20 protein-coding genes, 7 tRNA genes and 1 other annotated feature are annotated in these 22004 nt (G+C 29.5%); all 27 genes read right to left on the bottom strand.

The genetic code is table 11. The features are described 5' to 3' along the window. Positions 1–402: 402 nt before the first annotated feature. The gene (gene murD / locus J2Z24_RS20500) at positions 403–1779 is read right to left on the bottom strand and encodes a UDP-N-acetylmuramoyl-L-alanine--D-glutamate ligase (protein WP_035146157.1); all 1377 of its coding nucleotides are present in this window, start codon (positions 1777–1779) and stop codon (positions 403–405) included. 419 nt (positions 1780–2198) lie between these two features. Then, a complete protein-coding gene (locus J2Z24_RS20495) occupies positions 2199–3590 on the bottom strand; it encodes a glycine--tRNA ligase (protein ID WP_035146160.1) in 1392 nt (463 codons plus the stop codon). 62 nt (positions 3591–3652) lie between these two features. After that, positions 3653–3819, bottom strand: a binding site (T-box leader). A 63-nt stretch (positions 3820–3882) separates the two neighbouring features. Continuing rightward, a tRNA-Asn gene (locus J2Z24_RS20490) sits at positions 3883–3957 on the bottom strand. A gap of 173 nt (positions 3958–4130) precedes the next feature. Further along, positions 4131–5642, bottom strand: coding sequence for a lysine--tRNA ligase (gene lysS, locus J2Z24_RS20485; protein WP_035146163.1), 1512 nt, complete (start codon positions 5640–5642; stop codon positions 4131–4133). Between the two features lie 15 nt (positions 5643–5657). After that, positions 5658–6140, bottom strand: coding sequence for a transcription elongation factor GreA (gene greA / locus J2Z24_RS20480; protein ID WP_035146166.1), 483 nt, complete (start codon positions 6138–6140; stop codon positions 5658–5660). Between the two features lie 134 nt (positions 6141–6274). Then, positions 6275–6937 carry a hypothetical protein gene (locus tag J2Z24_RS20475; RefSeq protein ID WP_156950199.1) on the bottom strand — a complete coding sequence of 221 codons (663 nt, stop codon included), beginning with the start codon at positions 6935–6937 and terminating at the stop codon, positions 6275–6277. A 243-nt stretch (positions 6938–7180) separates the two neighbouring features. Next, entirely contained in the window at positions 7181–8146 is a 966-nt protein-coding gene (dusB, locus tag J2Z24_RS20470; protein ID WP_035146171.1) for a tRNA dihydrouridine synthase DusB, read from the bottom strand. Next, positions 8146–8934 (bottom strand): type III pantothenate kinase, encoded by a 789-nt coding sequence (locus J2Z24_RS20465; RefSeq protein WP_035146176.1) that lies wholly within the window; start codon positions 8932–8934, stop codon positions 8146–8148. Before J2Z24_RS20465 ends, dusB begins: the two co-directional genes overlap by 1 nt. A 163-nt stretch (positions 8935–9097) precedes the next feature. Continuing rightward, positions 9098–10261: a sodium ion-translocating decarboxylase subunit beta gene (locus tag J2Z24_RS20460; protein WP_035146178.1), complete on the bottom strand. Its 1164-nt coding sequence runs from the start codon at positions 10259–10261 to the stop codon at positions 9098–9100. A 32-nt stretch (positions 10262–10293) separates the two neighbouring features. Next, positions 10294–10683, bottom strand: coding sequence for an acyl-CoA carboxylase biotin carboxyl carrier protein subunit (locus J2Z24_RS20455; RefSeq protein WP_035146181.1), 390 nt, complete (start codon positions 10681–10683; stop codon positions 10294–10296). A 12-nt stretch (positions 10684–10695) separates the two neighbouring features. After that, a complete protein-coding gene (locus J2Z24_RS20450; RefSeq protein ID WP_035146184.1) occupies positions 10696–11037 on the bottom strand; it encodes an OadG family protein in 342 nt (113 codons plus the stop codon). 19 nt (positions 11038–11056) lie between these two features. Beyond that, entirely contained in the window at positions 11057–12469 is a 1413-nt protein-coding gene (locus J2Z24_RS20445) for a carboxyl transferase domain-containing protein (protein ID WP_051593173.1), read from the bottom strand. Positions 12470–12602: 133 nt separating this feature from the next. Further along, positions 12603–12986 (bottom strand): thioesterase family protein, encoded by a 384-nt coding sequence (locus J2Z24_RS20440; protein ID WP_035146187.1) that lies wholly within the window; start codon positions 12984–12986, stop codon positions 12603–12605. A gap of 97 nt (positions 12987–13083) precedes the next feature. Beyond that, positions 13084–14892 (bottom strand): ATP-dependent zinc metalloprotease FtsH, encoded by a 1809-nt coding sequence (gene ftsH / locus J2Z24_RS20435; protein ID WP_035146190.1) that lies wholly within the window; start codon positions 14890–14892, stop codon positions 13084–13086. Between the two features lie 81 nt (positions 14893–14973). Then, positions 14974–15519 (bottom strand): hypoxanthine phosphoribosyltransferase, encoded by a 546-nt coding sequence (gene hpt / locus J2Z24_RS20430; protein ID WP_035146194.1) that lies wholly within the window; start codon positions 15517–15519, stop codon positions 14974–14976. After that, complete coding sequence (gene tilS, locus J2Z24_RS20425; protein ID WP_035146196.1) at positions 15516–16904, bottom strand: tRNA lysidine(34) synthetase TilS; 1389 nt, start codon at positions 16902–16904, stop codon at positions 15516–15518. Before tilS ends, hpt begins: the two co-directional genes overlap by 4 nt. A 97-nt stretch (positions 16905–17001) precedes the next feature. Further along, positions 17002–19389 carry a stage II sporulation protein E gene (gene spoIIE / locus J2Z24_RS20420; protein WP_111947621.1) on the bottom strand — a complete coding sequence of 796 codons (2388 nt, stop codon included), beginning with the start codon at positions 19387–19389 and terminating at the stop codon, positions 17002–17004. A 268-nt stretch (positions 19390–19657) separates the two neighbouring features. Next, positions 19658–19734, bottom strand: a tRNA-Met gene (locus J2Z24_RS20415). A gap of 12 nt (positions 19735–19746) precedes the next feature. Beyond that, positions 19747–19822, bottom strand: a tRNA-Met gene (locus J2Z24_RS20410). Positions 19823–19830: 8 nt separating this feature from the next. After that, positions 19831–19919: transfer RNA gene (locus J2Z24_RS20405), tRNA-Leu, on the bottom strand. A 20-nt stretch (positions 19920–19939) separates the two neighbouring features. Next, positions 19940–20016 (bottom strand) — tRNA-Met (locus tag J2Z24_RS20400). A gap of 12 nt (positions 20017–20028) precedes the next feature. Continuing rightward, positions 20029–20104, bottom strand: a tRNA-Met gene (locus tag J2Z24_RS20395). Positions 20105–20112: 8 nt separating this feature from the next. After that, a tRNA-Leu gene (locus tag J2Z24_RS20390) sits at positions 20113–20201 on the bottom strand. Positions 20202–20318: 117 nt separating this feature from the next. Continuing rightward, complete coding sequence (locus J2Z24_RS20385; RefSeq protein WP_111947620.1) at positions 20319–20726, bottom strand: S1 domain-containing RNA-binding protein; 408 nt, start codon at positions 20724–20726, stop codon at positions 20319–20321. Positions 20727–20782: 56 nt separating this feature from the next. After that, the gene (locus J2Z24_RS20380; protein ID WP_035149637.1) at positions 20783–21052 is read right to left on the bottom strand and encodes an FtsB family cell division protein; all 270 of its coding nucleotides are present in this window, start codon (positions 21050–21052) and stop codon (positions 20783–20785) included. Positions 21053–21148: 96 nt separating this feature from the next. After that, complete coding sequence (yabQ, locus tag J2Z24_RS20375) at positions 21149–21541, bottom strand: spore cortex biosynthesis protein YabQ (RefSeq protein ID WP_035149635.1); 393 nt, start codon at positions 21539–21541, stop codon at positions 21149–21151. An 8-nt stretch (positions 21542–21549) separates the two neighbouring features. Beyond that, the gene (yabP, locus tag J2Z24_RS20370) at positions 21550–21837 is read right to left on the bottom strand and encodes a sporulation protein YabP (protein WP_035149633.1); all 288 of its coding nucleotides are present in this window, start codon (positions 21835–21837) and stop codon (positions 21550–21552) included. Positions 21838–22004: the final 167 nt, after the last annotated feature.

Raw genomic sequence — 22004 nt, 5'->3', positions numbered from 1 at the left:
GTTTCTAGCAATTTTTTAGCTCATCGCTATTTTTAACAGTTTCCTGTTAAGAATTGACTGGTTTCTTAATTCTCTGTTTAATTTTCAAAGACCATTGTTGCTGTCATCTGACAGCTTATTCATAATATCATTTGTTTTTTCACTTGTCAAGAAGTTTTTTTAACATTTAAAAAATGTTTTTTGTCTTTCTTAATCAATACCTGTCGCAAATGACATGATTTATTTTAACACAATGTATTATTATTATATAGCTTGTACACTTTAATTTTAAATATTATTATACTTATACTTCATTTTTCTTAAAATTTCTTCCCATAACACTTAAAGACACACCAGATACAGTTGAACATATTTGTATATAAAAATAAAAGAATAGGGGTAGCTAACCCCTTTATTTATGATTTATAAATTATTTATGATCTCTTTAAATCTATTGCCTCTAACTTCAAAATTAGGGAACATATCAAAACTTGCACAAGCCGGCGATAAAGTTACTATATCTCCTTCTTTGGAAATATCTTTGGCTTTACTTACTGCTCCCTCCAGTGAGTCTACTAAAAAAATAGGTATATAAATTTCTTTTTCTCTCATAACTTTTTCAAAGGCATCTTGTATTTTAACTCTTGTTACACCTAGAAGTATCAATGCCTTAATATTTTTATATCCTTCTTCTGCTAGAGGATTAAATGAAATCTTTTTATCATATCCTCCTGCTATTAATATCACTTTCTTATCAAATGCTTTTAATCCAGCCAGAGTTCTAGTTGGACTTGATGCTATGGAATCATTATAATATTTTACTCCCCCTATTTCTTTTATAAACTCCATTCTATGTTCTACTCCAGCAAATGATGTAGCTACTTTTCTCATACTTTCCAAAGATACATCTTCATTTACACAAGAAAAAGCTGCTAGTAAGTTTTCTACATTATGCATTCCTTTTAATTTCATTTCATCTATGCCACATACTTTATTGTTATTAATGTATAAATTCCCTTTAGAATAATACGCTCCATCAGTTATTTTTTCTTTTATACTAAACTGAATTACTTTTCCTAAAGATTCATTTACCATAGAGTTAGTTATATCATTATCTCTATTAAGTACCAATAGGTCATTTTTCCTTTGATATTTAAAGATATTCTTTTTTGCTTCTATATATTCCTCCATCCCCTTATGAATATCTAAATGATTAGGAGATAAATTTGTTATTAACGCAACTTCAATAGGTTCTCTAATAGTCATTAGCTGAAAACTAGACAATTCTAAAACAACTTTGTCTTCAGCTTTCATTTCTTCTATTTTAGAAAATAACGGAGTTCCTATGTTCCCTCCTATCCATGTATTATATCCCTCTTCCTTTAACATATTATATATAAGGGTTGTTGTAGTAGTCTTTCCATCACTTCCAGTTATTCCATATATCTTCCCTGGACAATATTTTATAAATTCCTCCATCTCTGAAGTAATATATGCCCCTTCTGCTTTACAATTTAATAAAGCCTTACTATCTATTCTCATTGATGGAGTTTTAAACACCACTTCAAATCCTTTTAACTCATCTAAATAATTTTCACCTAATACTAAATTTATACCTTTAATTTCTAATTCTTCTACTGTATCCCCTAGTTGGTCCTTACTTTTCTTATCAAAGGCAGTTACTTTAGCTCCCAACTTAATTAAATAATCTATTAAGGGCCTATTACTTATGCCAATACCCACTACAGCAGTTTTTTTTCCTTTTATAAAATCCTTAAATTCTTTAAAATCTTTATTCATATTTACCTCCGATACTAAAATATAAACTTACATTTATAAAATAATTATAACATCTTTATTTAAATCACATTATATATTATTAAGTTTTCTAACATTTAAATATCTACAAAAAATTCTAATTATCATATAAAAACAAAGTCGAAATTGTGAGAATATATTTAATTTAACAACTTTATTATCATGTATTGAAATATTATATATATATATGTTATACTTGTGTTGTGCCGTAAGGAAACATTAATATAATTCCCCAAGTTTTAATTGAACATATAACATATCCCCATGATTAAACCCTATTTAAGCCGGATGATTTCATCCGGTATTTTTTTATATAATTTAAAATGCTAATTTATAAACATTTAATAAAAAAGGATTAATAGCTTTACTAAAATCTTAGTAAAAACTATCAATCCTCTTTATTAGAATTCTATTTTATCCTCTATAAACTTAACTAATTCATCTATATTTAATCTTATTTGCTTCATTGTATCTCTATCCCTTACAGTTACAGTATTATCCTCAAGGGTATCATAATCTATAGTTATACAATAAGGAGTTCCTATTTCATCTTCTCTCCTATATCTCTTTCCTATACTTCCTGTTTCATCATAATCAATATTGAAGTACTTAGATAACATATTATAAACTTCCAATGATTTCTCTGAAAGTTTCTTAGTTAATGGAAGAATTGCTGCCTTATATGGAGCAAGAGCTGGATGAAAATGCATAACTGTTCTAACATCTCCACCTTCTAATTCTTCTTCATCATAAGCATCTGCTAAAAATGCAAGAGTTACTCTATCGGCTCCTAAAGAAGGCTCAATACAATATGGAACATATTTTTCATTAGTGTTAGGATCTAAATATGTTAATTCTTCTCCTGAATGCTTCATATGTTGTTTTAAATCATAATCTGTTCTATCAGCAACACCCCATAATTCACCCCATCCAAATGGGAATAAATATTCTATATCTGATGTGGCATTACTGTAGAATGATAATTCCTCTGGTGAGTGATCTCTAAATCTTAAATTTTCTTCTTTCATTCCAAGACTTAATAAAAAATTCCAACAGTAATCTTTCCAATATTTAAACCATTCTAAATCTTTTCCTGGTTCACAGAAAAACTCTAATTCCATCTGTTCAAATTCTCTTGTTCTAAAAGTAAAGTTTCCAGGCGTAATTTCATTTCTAAATGATTTACCAATTTGCGCAATACCAAATGGCAATTTCTTTCTAGAAGTTCTCAATACATTTTTAAAGTTAACAAATATACCTTGTGCAGTTTCTGGCCTTAAATATATTTCTGCCTTCGCATCTTCTGTAACACCCTGAAAAGTCTTGAACATAAGATTAAACTTTCTTATATCTGTAAAGTTTTTCTTTCCACATTTTGGGCAAACTATTTCATGAGTATCAATATAATCCTTTAATTGTTCATTACTCCAACCATCTGCACTAGCAACTTCCGCTCCATTAGCTGTCATATAATCTTCTATAAGTTTATCTGCTCTAACTCTTCCTTTACATTCTTTACAATCCATTAATGGATCTGAAAATCCACCTACATGTCCTGAAGCTACCCATACTTCTCTATTCATAAGTATCGCGCAATCGATCCCCACATTATATGGACTTTGTTGAACAAATTTTTTCCACCATGCTTTTTTTACATTATTTTTAAATTCAACTCCAAGAGGACCATAATCCCATGAGTTCGCCAATCCACCATAAATTTCTGACCCAGGAAACACAAATCCTCTATTCTTCGCTAGCGCAACTATTTTATCCATAGTTTTTTGAAAAGCCATATCTTTTTCCTCCTTTTATTTATGTATATTAATTATTTTTTTATAAAAAAAAAGCAGTTACCTCAAGGGACGAAAGATACCTTCCGCGGTTCCACCCTTTTTGACAACAGCCCTACTTTCAATATATTACACTCTAAAGCTCCTTTCATAATAATCCTTTAGCTATTTACACCAGACATAGCCTCTCTTCAAAATTCCTATTACTACTCTTCTTTTTCATCGTGCTTTATTCAGTTTAAATTATATTTTATCAAATAAATTTAAAATGTCAATATGAAACAAAAAATAAAAATGGCTCCGTGGAGAGGATTCGAACCTCCAGCCCTTCGGTTAACAGCCGAATGCTCCACCATTGAGCTACCACGGAACGTTTATTACATATGTTATTATATCATATATCATTATAAATGCAAGTATTTTTTTTAAAAAATTTAAAATTTTTTTATCTTACATTTATTATATGACTATAATAGTCATCTTATTACATAATATTTAAAACGGGTACTTAAATATAGTACCCATCTTAAATATTTATTATGACTATTGATTACTAGTTGGTTTCATAGTTGGGAATAAAATTACATCTCTTATAGAATATGAATCTGTTAAAAACATTATAAGTCTATCAATTCCTATTCCAAGCCCTCCTGTAGGTGGCATACCTATTTCTAGTGCATTTATGAAGTCATCATCCATCATATAAGCTTCATCATCACCTAATTCTCTTTCTCTTAACTGCTGTACAAATCTATCTTTTTGTACAATTGGATCATTCAATTCAGAATAGGCATTACATATTTCTCTACCAAAAACAAATCCTTCAAATCTTTCAGTATATTCTTCATTTCCTCTCTTCTTTTTTGTAAGAGGAGAATTTTCTACTGGGTAGTCCATTATAAACGTAGGCTGAATTAATTCATGCTCACAATATTCTTCAAATAAAGCATTTAATATATCACCTTTTGCACAATCTTTTAGTTCTTTTTTTAGTTCAACCTTCTTTTCCTTAGCAATTTCTCTTGCTTCTTCATGAGATTTCACTTTATCAAAATCTACTCGTGCATACTTTTTAACAGCATCAACCATAGTTATCCTATTCCATGGTGGAGTAAAATCTATTTCTGTTCCTTGATATGTTACTTTTGTAGTACCAAGAACTTTTTCACATATATAGGCAACCATGTTTTCAGTAATTTCCATCATATCATTATAGTCAGCAAAAGCTTGATATAATTCTATAGCAGTAAACTCAGGATTATGTCTTACGTCTATACCTTCGTTTCTAAAGTTTTTCCCAATCTCATATACTTTTTCAAAACCACCAACTATAAGTCTCTTTAAATATAATTCTGTTGCTATTCTTAAATACATATCTATATCCAAAGCATTGTGATGAGTTGTAAATGGTTTTGCTGCAGCTCCACCAGCTATTGGAGACAATATTGGTGTTTCCACTTCTAAGAAATCTCTATCATCTAAAAATTTTCTCATTGCTTTTATTATAGCAGTTCTTTTCATGAAAGTATCTCTAACATCCTGATTCATTATTAAATCAACATATCTTTGTCTATATCTTAAATCTGGATCTTTAAGTCCATGCCATTTTTCTGGAAGCGGCTTTAAAGATTTAGCTATAAGTTGAAAGTCAGTAATGTGTATTGAAACTTCTCCTGTCTTAGTTTTAAACACTGAGCCAGTTATAGAAACTAAATCTCCTATATCAAAAGATTTATATTCCTTTAATCTTTCTTCTCCAACATCATTAATCTTTATGTATAACTGAATTTTTCCATATCTATCATGGATATCTGAAAATCCAGCTTTTCCATGTACCCTTTTTGACATGAGTCTTCCTGCTACAGTTACTGTCTGTCCTTCTAATGTATCGTAATTATCTTTTACTTCTTTTGATGTATGAGTTCTTTCTACTTTATATACATCGAAAGGATCTTTTTCTGCTGCCTGAAGGTCAAAAAACTTTTGTCTTCTTTCTTTAATCAATTGATTAAACTCTTGTTCTTCTTTCATCAAATTCTTTTCTTCATTTGACATATTGCCATTCCTCCATTAATCTCTTCTTACTGATAGTATTTCGTATTTGCTTACTCCATCTGGTACAGATACCTCTACTATATCTCCTACTACTCTTCCTACCAGTGCTTTACCTACTGGCGATTCATTTGAAATTTTATTTTCTATAGGATCTGCTTCTGCTGAACCCACAATAAAAAATTCAACTTCTTCGTCAAACTCATAATCCTTAACTTTCACAATTGTTCCTACTCCAACTGTGTTAGCTGGTATTTCACTCTCATCTATTATAGTAGCATTTTTTAGCATATTTTCAAGTTGGATTATTCTTCCTTCAACAAAAGCTTGTTCATTTTTAGCTTCATCATATTCAGAGTTTTCACTTAAATCTCCAAATGAAAGTGCAACCTTTATTTTTTCAGTTATTTCTTTTCTTTTTACCGTCTTAAGATATTCTAGTTCGTCTTCTAATTTTTTAACTCCTTCATAAGTCATAATATATTTTTTTGGCTCGCTCATTTTTTTCTCCCCTTTAAATCTTTTTGCTCTAATCACTTTTTATATATTATTATATTTCTTAAAAATTTATTCACTAATTATAATAGTTTACCCATTAATCATTTAAGTAATTATAAATCAGCATAATTTCAATGTCAACTTCTTAGGTCTTTAAAACACAAAATATTGTTATTGAACTTTATTTTGTCTAGAATGACCCCATTATATTCAATAGATTTTTCTACATCTTTCTCATCCATTTGACATAAAATTGCTCCTAACAGCTCCAAAGAAACTTCTCTTAAATTAGTTAACTGTGGAACTTTATATTCTATATCATTTATAGTTATCGCATTACATTTTTGAGGCCTATATAAATTATTGAAATACCATACTGGAATTGACTTATTAAATTCTACATCCCTAGATGTAAATATAAAATCACAATTATTTAGGGCAAAGTCTTTATCTTTTGTAATAATAGGGGATATTCCATAATTGGCTATAACATAATCTGCAATTAATGACGCCTTATATATATCTTCTGTTAAAAATACTACATACTTAGACAATTTGCAAATATACATAATTCCCTCATATAATTCATAGTCTATTGGATCATATATCACTATACAGCTATTTTTAATACTTTTATTTCTTAATCTTAATATTAATTGGATACTTTTCGCTAGACTATACCCGAATAGTTCTTTTTGAAATGTATTAAGAAAATTATAATCAATCTTTCTCCATACTTTGGGTGCCATATAAATATTATTATTCTTTATAAACTTTCTGGTAACATCCATATTTTTCATGTAGGATATTCTATTTAAATTAAGAGGAAAACTTATACTAGTTATATTCACATTAAAATACTTAATATAGCTCTCCTCAATTATATTAATCTTAAAACGATCTTTAAGTCTACTTAAAACATTATGTTGATTGTATATATGAGACTTTTTATAAGGTCTAATATATAAAATAGGTTGCATATTTTTATCCTAGAAAATTAATATTGTTAAATTATATGTAAGTATATTTTAATAAATTCGTAGTTAGCTTAATTCATTCTTATATGTTTCTAATATACTAATAACATTATCAGCTTTTTGCTGAGAATTTATTAAATCTTTTATTTTTGCACAGTTTCTTAAACCTTTTATATACCAAGCTATATGTTTCCTCATCTCTTTAACTGCTCTATTTTCTCCATGATAGCACACAGCTCTTTTAAAGTGTTCAATACACATGTCAATTATTTCTTGGAAATTTGGATATTCTACTAAATCTCCACTTAGCTTTTGATTTATCTCCCTAAATATCCACGGGTTACCTAGTGCACCCCTTCCTATCATTATACCATCGCATGCTGTATATTCGGTAATTTTCACCGCATCTTCTGGAGTAAAAACATCACCATTCCCTATAACCGGTATATTTACTGATTCTTTTACTTTTTTTATTATATCCCAATCAGCCTTTCCTTCATATATTTGCTGCCTAGTTCTACCATGTACAGTTATCGCATCTACTCCTGCTTCCTCCATTATCTTTGCAAATTCAACAGCATTTATATTGTTTTCATCAAAACCTTTTCTAAACTTAACAGTTACAGGTTTAGTGCTAACTTTTTTTACACTAGTTACTATTTCTGCAGCCAACTTAGGCTCTTTCATTAAAGCTGATCCTTCTCTATTCTTCACTATCTTTGGTGCAGGACATCCCATATTAATATCAACTAAACATATACTATCATTACTATTAAAATAATCACATGCTTTAGCCATAATTTCTGGCTCACTTCCAAATATTTGTACTGCTACTGGAATCTCTTCTTCTGAAAATTCTAGCATAGACTTTGTGTTATCATTATTATAATAAAGAGCCTTGGCACTTATCATTTCTGTATACACAAGACCACAGCCCATTCTTTTACATAGCCCTCTAAAAGCTATATCTGTGACTCCCGCTAAAGGTGCTAAAAATACATTATTATCAAATTCCAAATTAGCTATTTTCATTAAAAAGTTTGCTCCTTATTTTTTTCATATATAATTCTTAAGCCTTCTAATGTTAAAAATGGATCTATCATATCTATAGATTTTGCTTCTTCACTTATAAGTTTTGCCAATCCTCCTGTAGCAACCACATAAGGCTCTTTTTCTCCTAATCCTATCATTTCTTTCTTCATTTTATTAATTATACAATCTACCAAGCCACCATATCCATAAATTATACCTGCCTGCATACTAGCTACAGTATTTTTACATATAACTGTAGATGGTTTTACAAGCTCTACCCTAGGAAGTTTTGCGGCTCTTTGAAACAAAGCTTCTGATGATATTTTTATTCCTGGACAGATTGTTCCCCCTAAATAATCTCCTGATGCAGTTACTGCACAAAAAGTAGTAGCTGTTCCAAAATCAATTATTATAAGAGACCTTTTATATATATCATGAGCTGATACAGCATTTACTATTCTATCTGCTCCAACTTCTTTAGGGTTATCATATTTAATATTTATTCCTGTTTTTACTCCAGGTCCAACTATTATAGGCTTTATCTCAAAATATTTTAATATCATATGTTCTACTGAATACATGATATTTGGAACAACAGAAGATATTATAACTCCCTCTACATCAGAAGGATCTAATTTATTTTGTAAAAATAACTGAATAACTTGAATACCATATTCGTCGGCAGTCCTTATAGGATCTGTAGATAATCTCCAATCTGCTATAAGCTCCTTATCCTTATATAATCCAAGAACAATATTAGTATTTCCAGCATCTAGGACTAAAATCACACATACCACCACTTTCTTAGCATTATTTATAAAAAACTTTTCATATGTTTGTATTATGTAAATCATACAGATATTTATTCATTAATATCTACACATACAAACAATTATAATTTAAAAAAGAGTATCTGTAAATTGTAAAATACAGATACTCTTAAATTACACATTATTTAAATAGTGTGAGTAATACTCCTGCTGCTACTGCTGTACCAATAACACCAGCTACATTAGGACCCATAGCATGCATAAGTAAGAAGTTTCCTGGATCTTCTTCTTGTCCTATTACTTGAGATACTCTAGCTGCCATGGGTACAGCTGAAACTCCTGCTGATCCTATAAGTGGATTTATTTTCCCACCACTTAATTTATACATTATCTTTCCTATAATTATTCCTCCAGCAGTACTTATAGAAAATGCAATTATCCCTAATATAATTATTTTTATAGTATCCCATCTTAAAAATATCTCTGCTTTTGCAGTAGCTCCAACTGTAACCCCTAAAAATATTGTTATTATATTTATTAGTGCATTTTGTGCCGTATCTGACAATCTATTAACTACAAGAGATTCCTTAAATAAATTTCCTAGCATTAGCATACTAATTAAAGGCGCAATAGATGGAAGAAATAGTGTAACAATAACTGTAACTACTATAGGAAATACAATCTTTTCTATTTTTTTTACATGTCTAAGCTGTCCCATTCTTACTGTCCTTTCTTCTTTCGTAGTCAACAATCTCATAATAGGTGGTTGAATTAGTGGAACTAAAGCCATATAGGAATATGCTGCTACAGCTATAGGCCCCAGTAATTCCTTTGCCAATTGCGACGCTAAATATATTGCAGTTGGTCCATCCGCTCCTCCTATTATACTAATTGCAGCTGCCTGCATATTATCAAATCCTAGAAGAAGAGCACATATAAAAGTGAAAAATACTCCAAATTGTGCTCCTGCCCCCATTATAATGCTAGATGGATTAGCAATTAATGGTCCAAAATCCGTCATAGCTCCTACCCCTAAAAATATTAAAGGTGGATAGATATCTAATTCTACTCCTTTATATAGATAATAGAATAATCCTCCTATCTCCTTTGTTATAAGATGTCCCTCCTTAAATTCATATATAGGAGGTTTTTCTAACCCCCCAAGGGGCAAATTTGTTACCAACATACCAAAAGCTATAGGTAATAAAAGCAATGGCTCAAATTGCTTTTTTATTGCTAAATATATTAACACACAAGCTATTAATATCATTAAAATTTGTTTTATATCAATTGCAATAAACCCAGAAGAAGCCCATAAACCTTTAAGCGCTTTAACTAGCTCCATTGTATCCCCCCTCAAAATACCTGTATTAAGCTTTATTCTAGAATTACAAGTAAGTCTCCCGTATTAACTTTACTTCCCTTAACCACATTTACACTTAATACTTTTCCATCTTTCGGGGCCATTATTTCATTTTCCATTTTCATAGCTTCTAAAGTAAATATTATTTGTCCTTTATTTACAGTATCTCCTTCTTCAATATTTACATTAATTATAGTCCCAGGCATAGGTGCCTCTACTCTCTCTCCCTTTAATTCTTTATTGGCTACACTATTTGTCACTTTCTTTTCCATCTTTTTTTCATTTAGATTATCTTTATCTATATTAAAGGTTTCTGTTGGAGTATTATCTTCTCTTTGTTCTCCAACTTCTTCTACTTCTACTTCATACTTATTACCATTTACTATGACATAAAATTTTTTCATACAATTCCCTCCTTACATATTCATAGATTTAATACCTGATTTTCTCCATTCTAAACTGCTATTTATTCTCTTTATGTTTCTTATATTTATATTATCTACAGATGTATCCATATACATAGCTAATGTAGCTGCTATAACTGCTACTATCTCTTTATCATTATCTAAAGATATATGTTCTTTTTGATTTTCATAACTATCTTCTATAATTATCTCATCTTTAACTTTCCTTTTATCTGACTTATTTAATAAAAAAGTTTGTAATTTTATTACATACATAAGTATTATAAGCACTAAAAAAACTATACTCATGGAGAATATTGTTACTTTTAATCCTTCTAAAAACAAATTTATCATCATCCTCTCTCCAGCAATTCTAAATTAAAGAACTATTATGTTTTTTAGGATACTTTATTTCTCTTTTACTTTGAAGCATATCTATAGCGCTAAAAATTCTTTGTCTCATTTCTTCTGGCAATATAATATCATCTATATATCCTTCTTCTGCTGCCCTATACGGACTAGTTACATCATTAATGCTACTTTTTAGTATCTGTCTTTCTTTTTCTATTGGTAGCTCACTAGATAATATGTCTTCTTTATATAATATTTTTATTAATTTCTCAGGATTTGTAATACATATTTGAGAATTTGGCCACGCATATACTATATCAAAGGTTATTCCCTTCCCTGCCAATATTGTATAGATAGCTCCATAACACGTACCATATATCAATGCAACCTTAGGAATAGACGCCTGGCATATTGCTGCTAACGTCTTAGTAGCTTCTAGTAATATACCGTCTTTTTCTTGTTCTAAATTTTCTAAGAATCCTTCACAATTAATTAAAGAAATAAAAGATATATTAAAACAATTACATACTTTTATAAACTTAGTTATTTTACTGAGATCTTTTATTGTAAGCTTATTGTTTAAATGGCTACTAGCTGCTATCCCAACTACAGTTCCGTTAATGCTTCCTAATAAAGTTTTTATATTATCTGCCATTTCTGCATTTATCTCAATTAAGCTGTCCTTGTCCAATAAACCCCTTACTATCTCATTTGTGTCATATTTTTGTTTATGGCTAATAATTTCAGTGTAGGGATATAAGCTCATACTTAAGTCTTTATGTGGTAATTCTATATTATTTGAAGGTAAATATCTGAAAAGCTTTTTAACAAGTTCTATAGCTTCCTTTTCATTACTAGCTGTTATCTGAGCATTACCAAGCTTTGAACAGTGTGCACTATCTGCATACATTTCTAAACTTACATATTCATTATTATTTTTTTCAATATCCTCTGGTTCACTTAAATACACAAATGCTTTATCTTTAATCATTACTGTAAAATCACTCATTGCAGCTGCCAATGCTAAAAGTCCTGTACAATGACCACAGACTATAGATATTTGAGGAACAACTCCAGATAATTTAACATTTCTATTAATTATTGAGCCATAACACCTAAATATATTTAAATTTTCCGATAATTCACCTCCAATAGAATCATATATCTGAAGAATGGGCGCTCCCATTTTTATAGCCATATCCATTATATTACATATCTTTTTACTGTTTATATTATTAACTATGCCTCCATTGATATCGTAGTCAAAACTATATGCATAAATTAATCTTCCATTAATCGTTCCATATCCAGTTATTACTCCAGATTTCTTATTAGCAACCAAACTCTCCATTTCCACAAAAGTTCCATCATCAAAAAATGATTTCATTCTTTCTAATGCAGTAAGTCTTTTTGTATTTTTAAAATCCTTATCCATTTTTTACACTCCTTTCCATATAAATACTATATCTATAATACTATAATATATAAAAAATGTATATTAATTACTTAATAATATTATTCCTTAAAAAAAAGGCATAGTTATAATCGCTAACTATACCTCAAACTCTTTATTTTAGTTTTTCTACAAATTCTTTACCATTTACTATGTATCTTGTATGAGTTCCTTCTCCTATTTTACCTTTTTCATCCCAAGCCATTACTTTAAAAAACAACTTTTTGCCTTCAACTTTTACTAAAGTAGCCTCACTCTTTACCTTCATATGCATAGGAGTAGCTTTAACATGCTTCACGCTTACTTCTATTCCAACGGTAGTATATCCTCGCTGCAAATGCAACCCCACACAGCTTCTAGCAGTATTCTCCATAAGTGCTATCATAGCTGGTGTTGCATAAACTGGCAAATCTCCTGAACCATGACTAATTGCTGTTTCTTTCTCTGTCACCTTAATTTCCATAACGGAACTTATTCCTTCTTTTAAATTACATTCCATAGCATCATCTCGTTTCTTTTAGGTTTTAACATACAAATTTATTATATCATTAAAAATAATTCTTTACCTAATTAAAAAACAGAGGAAACCTCTGTTTTTAATTATTATTAAATATTTCTTCAAATTCTTCTGCTTCTAACTTCTCTTTTTCCAAAAGAGCTTTAGCTACAGCATGAAGTTTATTTACATTTTCACTAAGAAGCTTTTGTGCTTTTTTGTATCCTGTATCAATTAACTCTTTAACTTCTTCATCAATTTTCGATGCTACTTCTTCACTAAAGTTTTTAGCTTTTCCAAAATCTCTACCTAAAAAGACTTCATCATGTCCGCTTCCAAAAGCTATAGGTCCTAACTCCTCACTCATTCCATAATCCATAACCATTTTTCTTGCTATAGTAGTTGCTCTTTCTATGTCATTTTTAGCACCAGTACTTATGTCTCCAATGATTAGTTTTTCTGCTACTCTTCCTCCTAGAAGCCCTACTATTTCATCTTCTAGTTTTGATCTTGACATATAAGAACTATCTTTTTCAGGTAAGTGCATAGTATATCCACCTGCCATACCTCTTGGTACTATACTTATCTGATGTACAGGATCCGCATAAGGTAACAATTTCATAACAACCGCATGACCTGCTTCATGATAGGCAGTAAGTCTTCTATCGTCTTCATCTATTACTCTACTCTTCTTTTCAGGTCCTGCTATAACTCTTGTAACAGCTTCCTCAAGCTCCTCCATACCTATTTCTTTTTTATCTTTTCTAACAGCTAGAAGTGCTGATTCATTCATTAAATTTTCTAAATCTGCACCTGTAAATCCAGGAGTTCTTTTCGCTAATACATCTAACTTAACTTCTGGAGATATATGTTTATTCCTTGAATGAACTTTTAATATAGCTTCTCTTCCTTTTACATCTGGTGCACCTACTACAATTTGTCTATCAAATCTACCTGGTCTTAATAAGGCTGGATCTAATATGTCTGGTCTATTAGTAGCTGCTATCATAATAATTCCTTCATTAGCACCAAAACCATCCATCTCTACTAATAACTGATTAAGAGTTTGTTCCCTTTCATCGTGTCCTCCACCTAATCCTGCTCCTCTTTGTCTTCCAACTGCATCTATTTCATCTATAAATACAATACATGGTGAATTCTTTTTTGCTTGTTCGAATAAGTCTCTAACTCTTGATGCACCTACTCCAACAAACATTTCAACAAAATCAGAACCTGATATGCTAAAGAAAGGAACTCCAGCTTCCCCAGCTATAGCCTTAGCAAGTAATGTTTTACCTGTTCCCGGTGGTCCTACTAAGAGCACACCCTTTGGAATTCTTGCTCCCATTTCTATATATTTCTTGGGTTGTTTTAAGAAGTCTACTATTTCCGCTAATTCTTCCTTTTCTTCTTCTGCACCAGCTACATCATTAAAAGTTACTTTTTTCTTATCTGGCGTGGCCATTTTAGCCCTACTTTTGCCAAAATTCATTACATTTCTGTTTCCCCCACCACCTTGAGATTGTTGCATAAACATAAACCAAAATACTACAAACATTAGTATCAGTAGTGCGGTAGGTAACCAATTTAGCCACATAGGGGTTCTTGCTGGTAATGCATATCTTTCAACTACTTCCCCATTTTTGTCATGAGTACTTATAAACTGATTTAATCTTTCGAAAGGAACTATAGTTTCATACTGAGTTCCATTCTTTAATGTTCCAACTACAGTCATTCTATCTTCTTTAACTTCAAAACTTTTTATTTCATTACTAACCCAATACTTTTGAAATTGATTAAAATTTATAGTCGTTGCATTTTCATTAGTTCTTGCCAAAAACAATGCTGAAAAAATGACCATTATAAATATAATAACCCAGGCCGTTGCGCTTGAAAACTTCTTATTCATTACTGGCCCCCCTCTCTTTCTAGTTTATACTGTAAAATTGTATCATATCAAATATTCCTTTACAATATTATTTAATGTGAATTATTTATAAATTTCCTCCTTTAATATGCCAATATAAGGTAAATTCCTATATTTTTCTGCATAATCCAAACCATATCCTACCAAAAAATAGTCCGGTACTTCAAAGCCTATGTATTTAGCATCTATTTCTACCATTCTTCTTTCACTTTTATTTAGTAAACATGCAATTTCTATACTAGCAGGTTTTCTACCTTTTAGATAATCTACCAAATATCTTAAAGTTATACCTGAATCTATTATGTCTTCAACTATAAGAACATGCTTATCCTCTATCTCAAAATCCAAATCCTTTAAAATCCTTACTACTCCTGAAGTCTTTGATGAATTTCCATAACTTGATACTGCCATAAAATCCATAGTACAAGGAATATCTATTTCTTTCATTAAATCTGCCATAAATGGAACAGATCCTTTTAAAACTCCAATTAAAAATAAATCTTTTCCATAGTAGTCCTCACTTATTTGTTTACCAATTTCCCTAATCTTATTCTTTATTTCTTTTTCATTAAGTAAAACTTCTTTAATGTCATTTTGCATTTGATTCATTTTGTTTCCTCTCTTTCTATCTTAATTTTCAATATATTTTTTGTAGTATTTTCTACTTTAAAATTTTCACTTATTCTATAATCTACTACCCAAGCAATGTATTTACCAAAGCAAATTAATGGTATTCTATCTCTCTTGTCTTTAGGAATTTTTAAGTCCATAAATAAATCTTTTAACTTCTTACTACCCTTCATTCCCAAAGGAGTGATTTTGTCCCCATCCTTTCTATATCTTAACATTATATTACCATTAATTTTATCAAAATCAAAATATTTAATATCATTTTTATTCTCTATTTTTAACAATTGATTCTTATGTAATAATTCTAGATTTACCCTTATTCCTCCTTCTATATAGTTTTTACCAATTTGTAGCATATATTCATTTTTATCTTTTTGATAATCCTCTTTAATATACTCAAATATTTGTATATCCCCATAATTATTACATGCTTTTATAGATCCAGGCAACATTATCTCTTTTCCAGTATTATTTTTCTGCAAGTTAATAATATCATCTATATGTACCTTTTCAAAATTGCATAAATTTCCTCTTATATTATTTATTCCAAGCCTTATAACTCGAGTAATTATAGATCTATGCTCTAAAAAACCTTCTTTAGATATTACTACTTTATTGTTTTCAACTCTACAAAATTTTTTAAAACACCCTTCAGCTATTAATTCTATATAGCTATTATCTATTTCTACATTATCAGCTAATCTATTTACTACATTAATTATATCATCATTGAAATTTTCTCTTATATATGGTATTAACTCTAATCTTATTTTATTTCTAGTATATATAGTGTCTAAATTAGTTTTATCTATTCTAGGATTCAAATCATTCAACCGACAATAATCTTCAATCTCTTCTCTCGTTATATTTATTAGTGGTCTTATATATTTATTTTCTCTTACAGGCTTTATCCCAACAAGGCCTTCAACCCCTGTTCCTCTCATAATTCTCATAAGAATAGTCTCACATTGATCATTTGCATTATGTGCTAATGCAACCTTAGTAGCGCCCAAATTTTTCATTAGTTTGTTAAAGAACGAGTATCTGGCTTCTCTTCCAGCAGTTTCACAAGATAAATTTCTTTGTTTTGTTAACTTGTTAATATCTATCTTTATAGAATAAAAATCTATATCATTAATTTTGCAGAAATTTCTAACATATTCCTCATCCTTATCACCTTCTTCTCCTCTTAAACAATGATTTATATGAGCAGCCACCACTTCAAATTTATAATCTTCTTTCATCGTATTCAATATATGTAATAAACACATGGAATCTGGCCCCCCAGATACTCCAATTATAATCTTATCATTTTTATTTATCATATTATTTGTTTCTATTGTCTTTAAAACTTTTTCTAACACCTGTTAATCACTTCCCTAGAATTTATAGTTTTAATTATAACATAAATTAAAAAAACCAGAAATCATATTATTAATATTGATTTCTGGTATATATAAATTAGTATAACGAATATACTTTTGATACAACCACAGTCATATCATCTTTTACTTTTCCTTTACACAACTCTTTCGCCCTATTTATAATACCTTTACATAACTCCTCTGGATTATTCTCATTACATTCTTTTAAATATTTAACTAACCAGTCAACTTTTCCCGCTTCATTGCTGTTATAGTCCAATACTCCATCACTTAACATAACAACAATATCTCCATTTCCAACCTGTTTCTTTATAATATCAACATCTACTTTATCCAACACTCCAATGGGAAGAGTTTTGGATTTTATCACATCTATATTATCATTTGACTTTATAAAACTAGCTACCGCACCTACCTTCATAAAATCTATTTCTCCATTATATAGATCTATACTACTTAAATCCATAGTAGAGAATTTCTCATCCTGAGAAAATTTAATTGTCATAAGCGAATTTACAGTATTTATAGCAGTAATTTTGCTAAAACCTGCCTTAACAAAGCCTTCAATTAGATTTACTGATGCATTACTTTCTTGACCTGCTTCTGGTCCTGAACCCATACCATCACTTATTACAGTTATATAACTTCCATCTTTAAGTTTATCAAAAACATAACTATCTCCATTTAACTTTTCTCCATCTTTGCACAGCCTTCCTGCATAAGATGCTACATGATATTTAGGTGTTTCCTCTATAAGAATATTACAAGTTTTATTATTTATATCAATATTACATCCATCATCTCCAACACACATTATTTTTCCTGTTACTATATTTATCAATGGTAATATTTGTTTTATACATTTTTGCTTTCCTCCACAAGCTTCCATAGATAGCTTTATCATAAGCCTTTCTTTTTTATCGTTATAACAAAATACATCTCTATATTTTATGTTATTCTTGTTTAATATTCTTCTAATATCATTTTCTACATATTTATTAAACTTTATATTAGAATTTATATCTTCTGTCATTTCTTCAACAGAATTTGAAATATTACTTATTTGTGTTCCTAAAAACTGTCTACATTCACTTAATCTATTTCTCCACATCTCATCTATTATATAATTCTTTACTATATCCTCAGTATTTTTTATTAATGCTGATCTTTTTATACATTTTCTCTCTATCTCATAAGGCACCTCTTGTTTCTTACTTTGATAATTCTCTATTAGTTCTGAAAATGCAGAATAAGTATAAAAACTCTCTCTTTTCCAACAGATAGATTTCATATTACATCCACTACATACCCTATCCGCTAGATTTTCTACAATAGCACTGCTTTTAGTTTTCAATCTTAACTTATCATTATCAGCTAAATTTTCTAATGTTTTTGCCATATCAACTAATAGTTGTGAAAAATTATTTAACTTATTATTAAACAATTCTTTTACATTATTAATATAATTCTCCTTTAAATTTTCTCCTTTTAATTCCCAATCTAATTCTAATTCCATTTTCTTATAAATTTTAACAGGTACTACATAGTATATTACTAAGGCTACTAATGCCTCATTTATTTGAAATTGAACACCTATATCTGAGTATAATTTTAATATAGAAAACATAACAATATATGCAATACCACTTATCCATTTTCCAGTTTCTTTGAATACACCAGCTATTAAACCACAGATTCCATAGGTTCCTATAAATGTGACCATATTATTTGTTGAAATACCTATTATAGCACCCATAGCAACTCCTGCTGCACCTCCCGCAGAAGCTCCTTTAATATATCCTATTACAATTATAAAAGTTAATGCCAATATATTTCTTAATGATAGTCCAAATATACTAATTCCCCAAGTTCCCCCTATGATTAATGATAAACTGATAGAAATACTTATAATTTCCTCACTGCTATATATATTTTTTGTTTTAATCTCTTTTATGCATGACATGGAATAATTTAGAATATAATATATTGGAAATATACACGCAATTTGAAATAAAGCGTTAAAAACAGAAATAAGCATTGTAATGTGAAGCATGAATCTATTATATAAAGTAATTAAGAAAAATATTGATGCAAAACTAGTATATAACTTAAATCTAGATTTTGTGTTATCAAATATGTAACCTATAGTAGTTATTATAAGAATACTTATAATATACATCCATATATTTTTAACACTACTATAAAGAGAAAAATATCCTATTAAAGTTCCTATACTAGAAATTAAAATAAGCCTTTTATTCTTATTAGATATTGTAGTAATTAGAAAGGCTATCCCAAAAGGAGCTATCAAATTTACCATAATAACTCTACTTATAAGAACACCTGAGAAAAAGTAGAATAAACATTTATAGACGAAAGATATGTTATACTCTTTCTTATCATGTTTATCTTTATTCACCTTTCTTATCCTTTGATATGGAAATATTTCTGCTCCATATTGCATGTCAACCCCACCACCCTTGTAAATTATTTTATTTAATTATAACAAAGCTAACTGGAAATTATTGTCATAAGCTGGAGCTGACATAATTTTTTTTTAGGACATTTATCTATGGATTTTACCCATAAAGTAAATTTAAAGTAAAAGATTTATATTTTAGTGAAATAAATAAGAAAAAATATATCTTTGTGTTATATATGTAAATATAAATGCTAAAAGAATACTATACAAAACGAAAAACTCATAGATTTAAATCTATGAGTTTCTTATATGGTAGCGGAAATAGGACTTGAACCTACGACACTTCGGGTATGAACCGAATGCTCTAGCCAGCTGAGCTATTCCGCCATATTTCAAATTTGGTTGCGGGGATAGGACTTGAACCTATGACCTTCGGGTTATGAGCCCGACGAGCTGCCAACTGCTCCACCCCGCGATATTAATTGGTGCCGAAGACCGGAATCGAACCGGTACGGTGTTTTAGCACCGCAGGATTTTAAGTCCTGTGCGTCTGCCAGTTCCGCCACTTCGGCATATTGAATATTTAGATATATGGTAGCGGAAATAGGACTTGAACCTACGACACTTCGGGTATGAACCGAATGCTCTAGCCAGCTGAGCTATTCCGCCATATTTTAAATTTGGTTGCGGGGATAGGACTTGAACCTATGACCTTCGGGTTATGAGCCCGACGAGCTGCCAACTGCTCCACCCCGCGCCATTAACTGGTGCCGAAGACCGGAATCGAACCGGTACGGTGTTTTAGCACCGCAGGATTTTAAGTCCTGTGCGTCTGCCAGTTCCGCCACTTCGGCATATCAGATAAATTTTGTTACGTCTTGACGACATAGTCTATTATATATTAAGTATTATTATATGTCAACATTTTTTTTATAATTTATAAAAAGAGGCTTTTAGCCTCTTATTATCACCTACATTGAACCTTTCCTGTAGCCACGATTTCTAGCATCTTGGTGTTTCTTTACATCTTGAAGTCTTTCCTCACTTTCTTTTAAAAACTTAAGCATTCTGTCTTCAAAATCTTTTGGTGATTGTTTTTCTTTTTCTTTGCTCCAATCAATTTCAATTGGCTTAAAAGATTTTTTCTGCACTCCTGCTTGCTTAATTGATAAGCTTATTTTTCCATTGTCATCTACAGATATGACTTTTACTCTTACTTTGTCCTTTTCTTGTAGAAAGCTTCTTATGTCTTTTACATAACTATCTGAAACCTCAGATATGTGTACTAAACCTGTCTTTCCTTCAATCTCTACAAAAGCACCAAAATTAGTAATATTGACTACTATACCTTCTAGTATGTTTCCAGCTTTTAAGGTCATATTAAAAAAATTCCTCCTTAAAAATGTATATTAATATTAAAATAATAAACTTTATATTATTTACTATTCAACACAGGAGTTTCCCCTGGCTTTATTAGCTTTAGTTTTTCTCTAGCTAACTTCTCTATATACAAGTCAGTTTGGGACATTTTTACTTCATCCTGTAATCTTCTGTTTTTATCTTTTAATTTATTCATTTCTATATTTTTTTCATTTATCTGAGCTTTTATTGTATTCATAGTAATTTGTTGATTAACAAATATATAACATACATAGAAGATCATCACTAAAAAAAATATATTTTTTAGATTAATTTTTTTACTCATAAGATAAAACTGATTCCTTTCATGAATATATTTTACCCTTTAACTATATTCTAATGTGATTTCGAACTTTCTTCAAGTGATTTTTTGAATTTTAGCCTACTTTTTTCTTCTAATCTTATATATTATAACTTCAATAGGAAAAAGTATATTATTTTTCATTATCCTTAAAAATTTACCAACGGATTTTATTAATTTATATTGTATCTTAATATAAGTTTTACTTATAAGCTTTATATAAAAATATATACCTATAGCAATAAATAAATATACATAGAAACCTATATATGCATAATTAGTATAAAGTAAAAAAATAAATACTACTATACCTGATAATATCCAAAATAACATATCTTCAATAAACGTTACTACTTTATTAGGATTTTCTAGCCCTCTAATTACTCTGTATATATCAAACAAGATTCCAGTTAAAATTCCAGATAGTAAACTAAATATTAGTAATCTTAATTGATGGTTTATAGAAATTATCATAATTTCACCTATTTAAATAACTTAGATAATAATTTTTCTTTCTCTTTTTTAATTTCCTTGTTCAAATAAACACAAGAGTTTATAGTTCCATTTATAATTACCTCTCCATTTTGTACATCTAATTTATTCATTTTTAATTCTTCTCCTTTTATATGTAAAGTACCTAAGTTTGTATTTAATATTATCTGTTCCTCATTAAAACTAACCACTTCTACTACTCCATTTAAAAATAATCTCTTTCTATTTTCCATGGTTAAAGTACTTTTCTCTTCTATCTTAATTTCCTTCTTCTCCATATCATTCACCTCCAACCTTATAAGTATTATATGCTATATTTTTTTCATATAGTACAAACTGGTACAATGATAAAGGAGCTGTCGCATTAGCATAAAAAATTTGCTAACGCGACAGCGTTTTTTAGGTATTTCATAGCAACTTTAAAGATGCTTTAAATCCAAATGAG

It is taken from the genome of Clostridium tetanomorphum (genome assembly GCF_017873215.1).
GTDB classification, from domain to species: domain Bacteria; phylum Bacillota; class Clostridia; order Clostridiales; family Clostridiaceae; genus Clostridium_AO; species Clostridium_AO tetanomorphum.
Note: the sequence above shows the minus strand (reverse complement) of the source record. Positions and strands in the feature narration are given on the sequence as shown.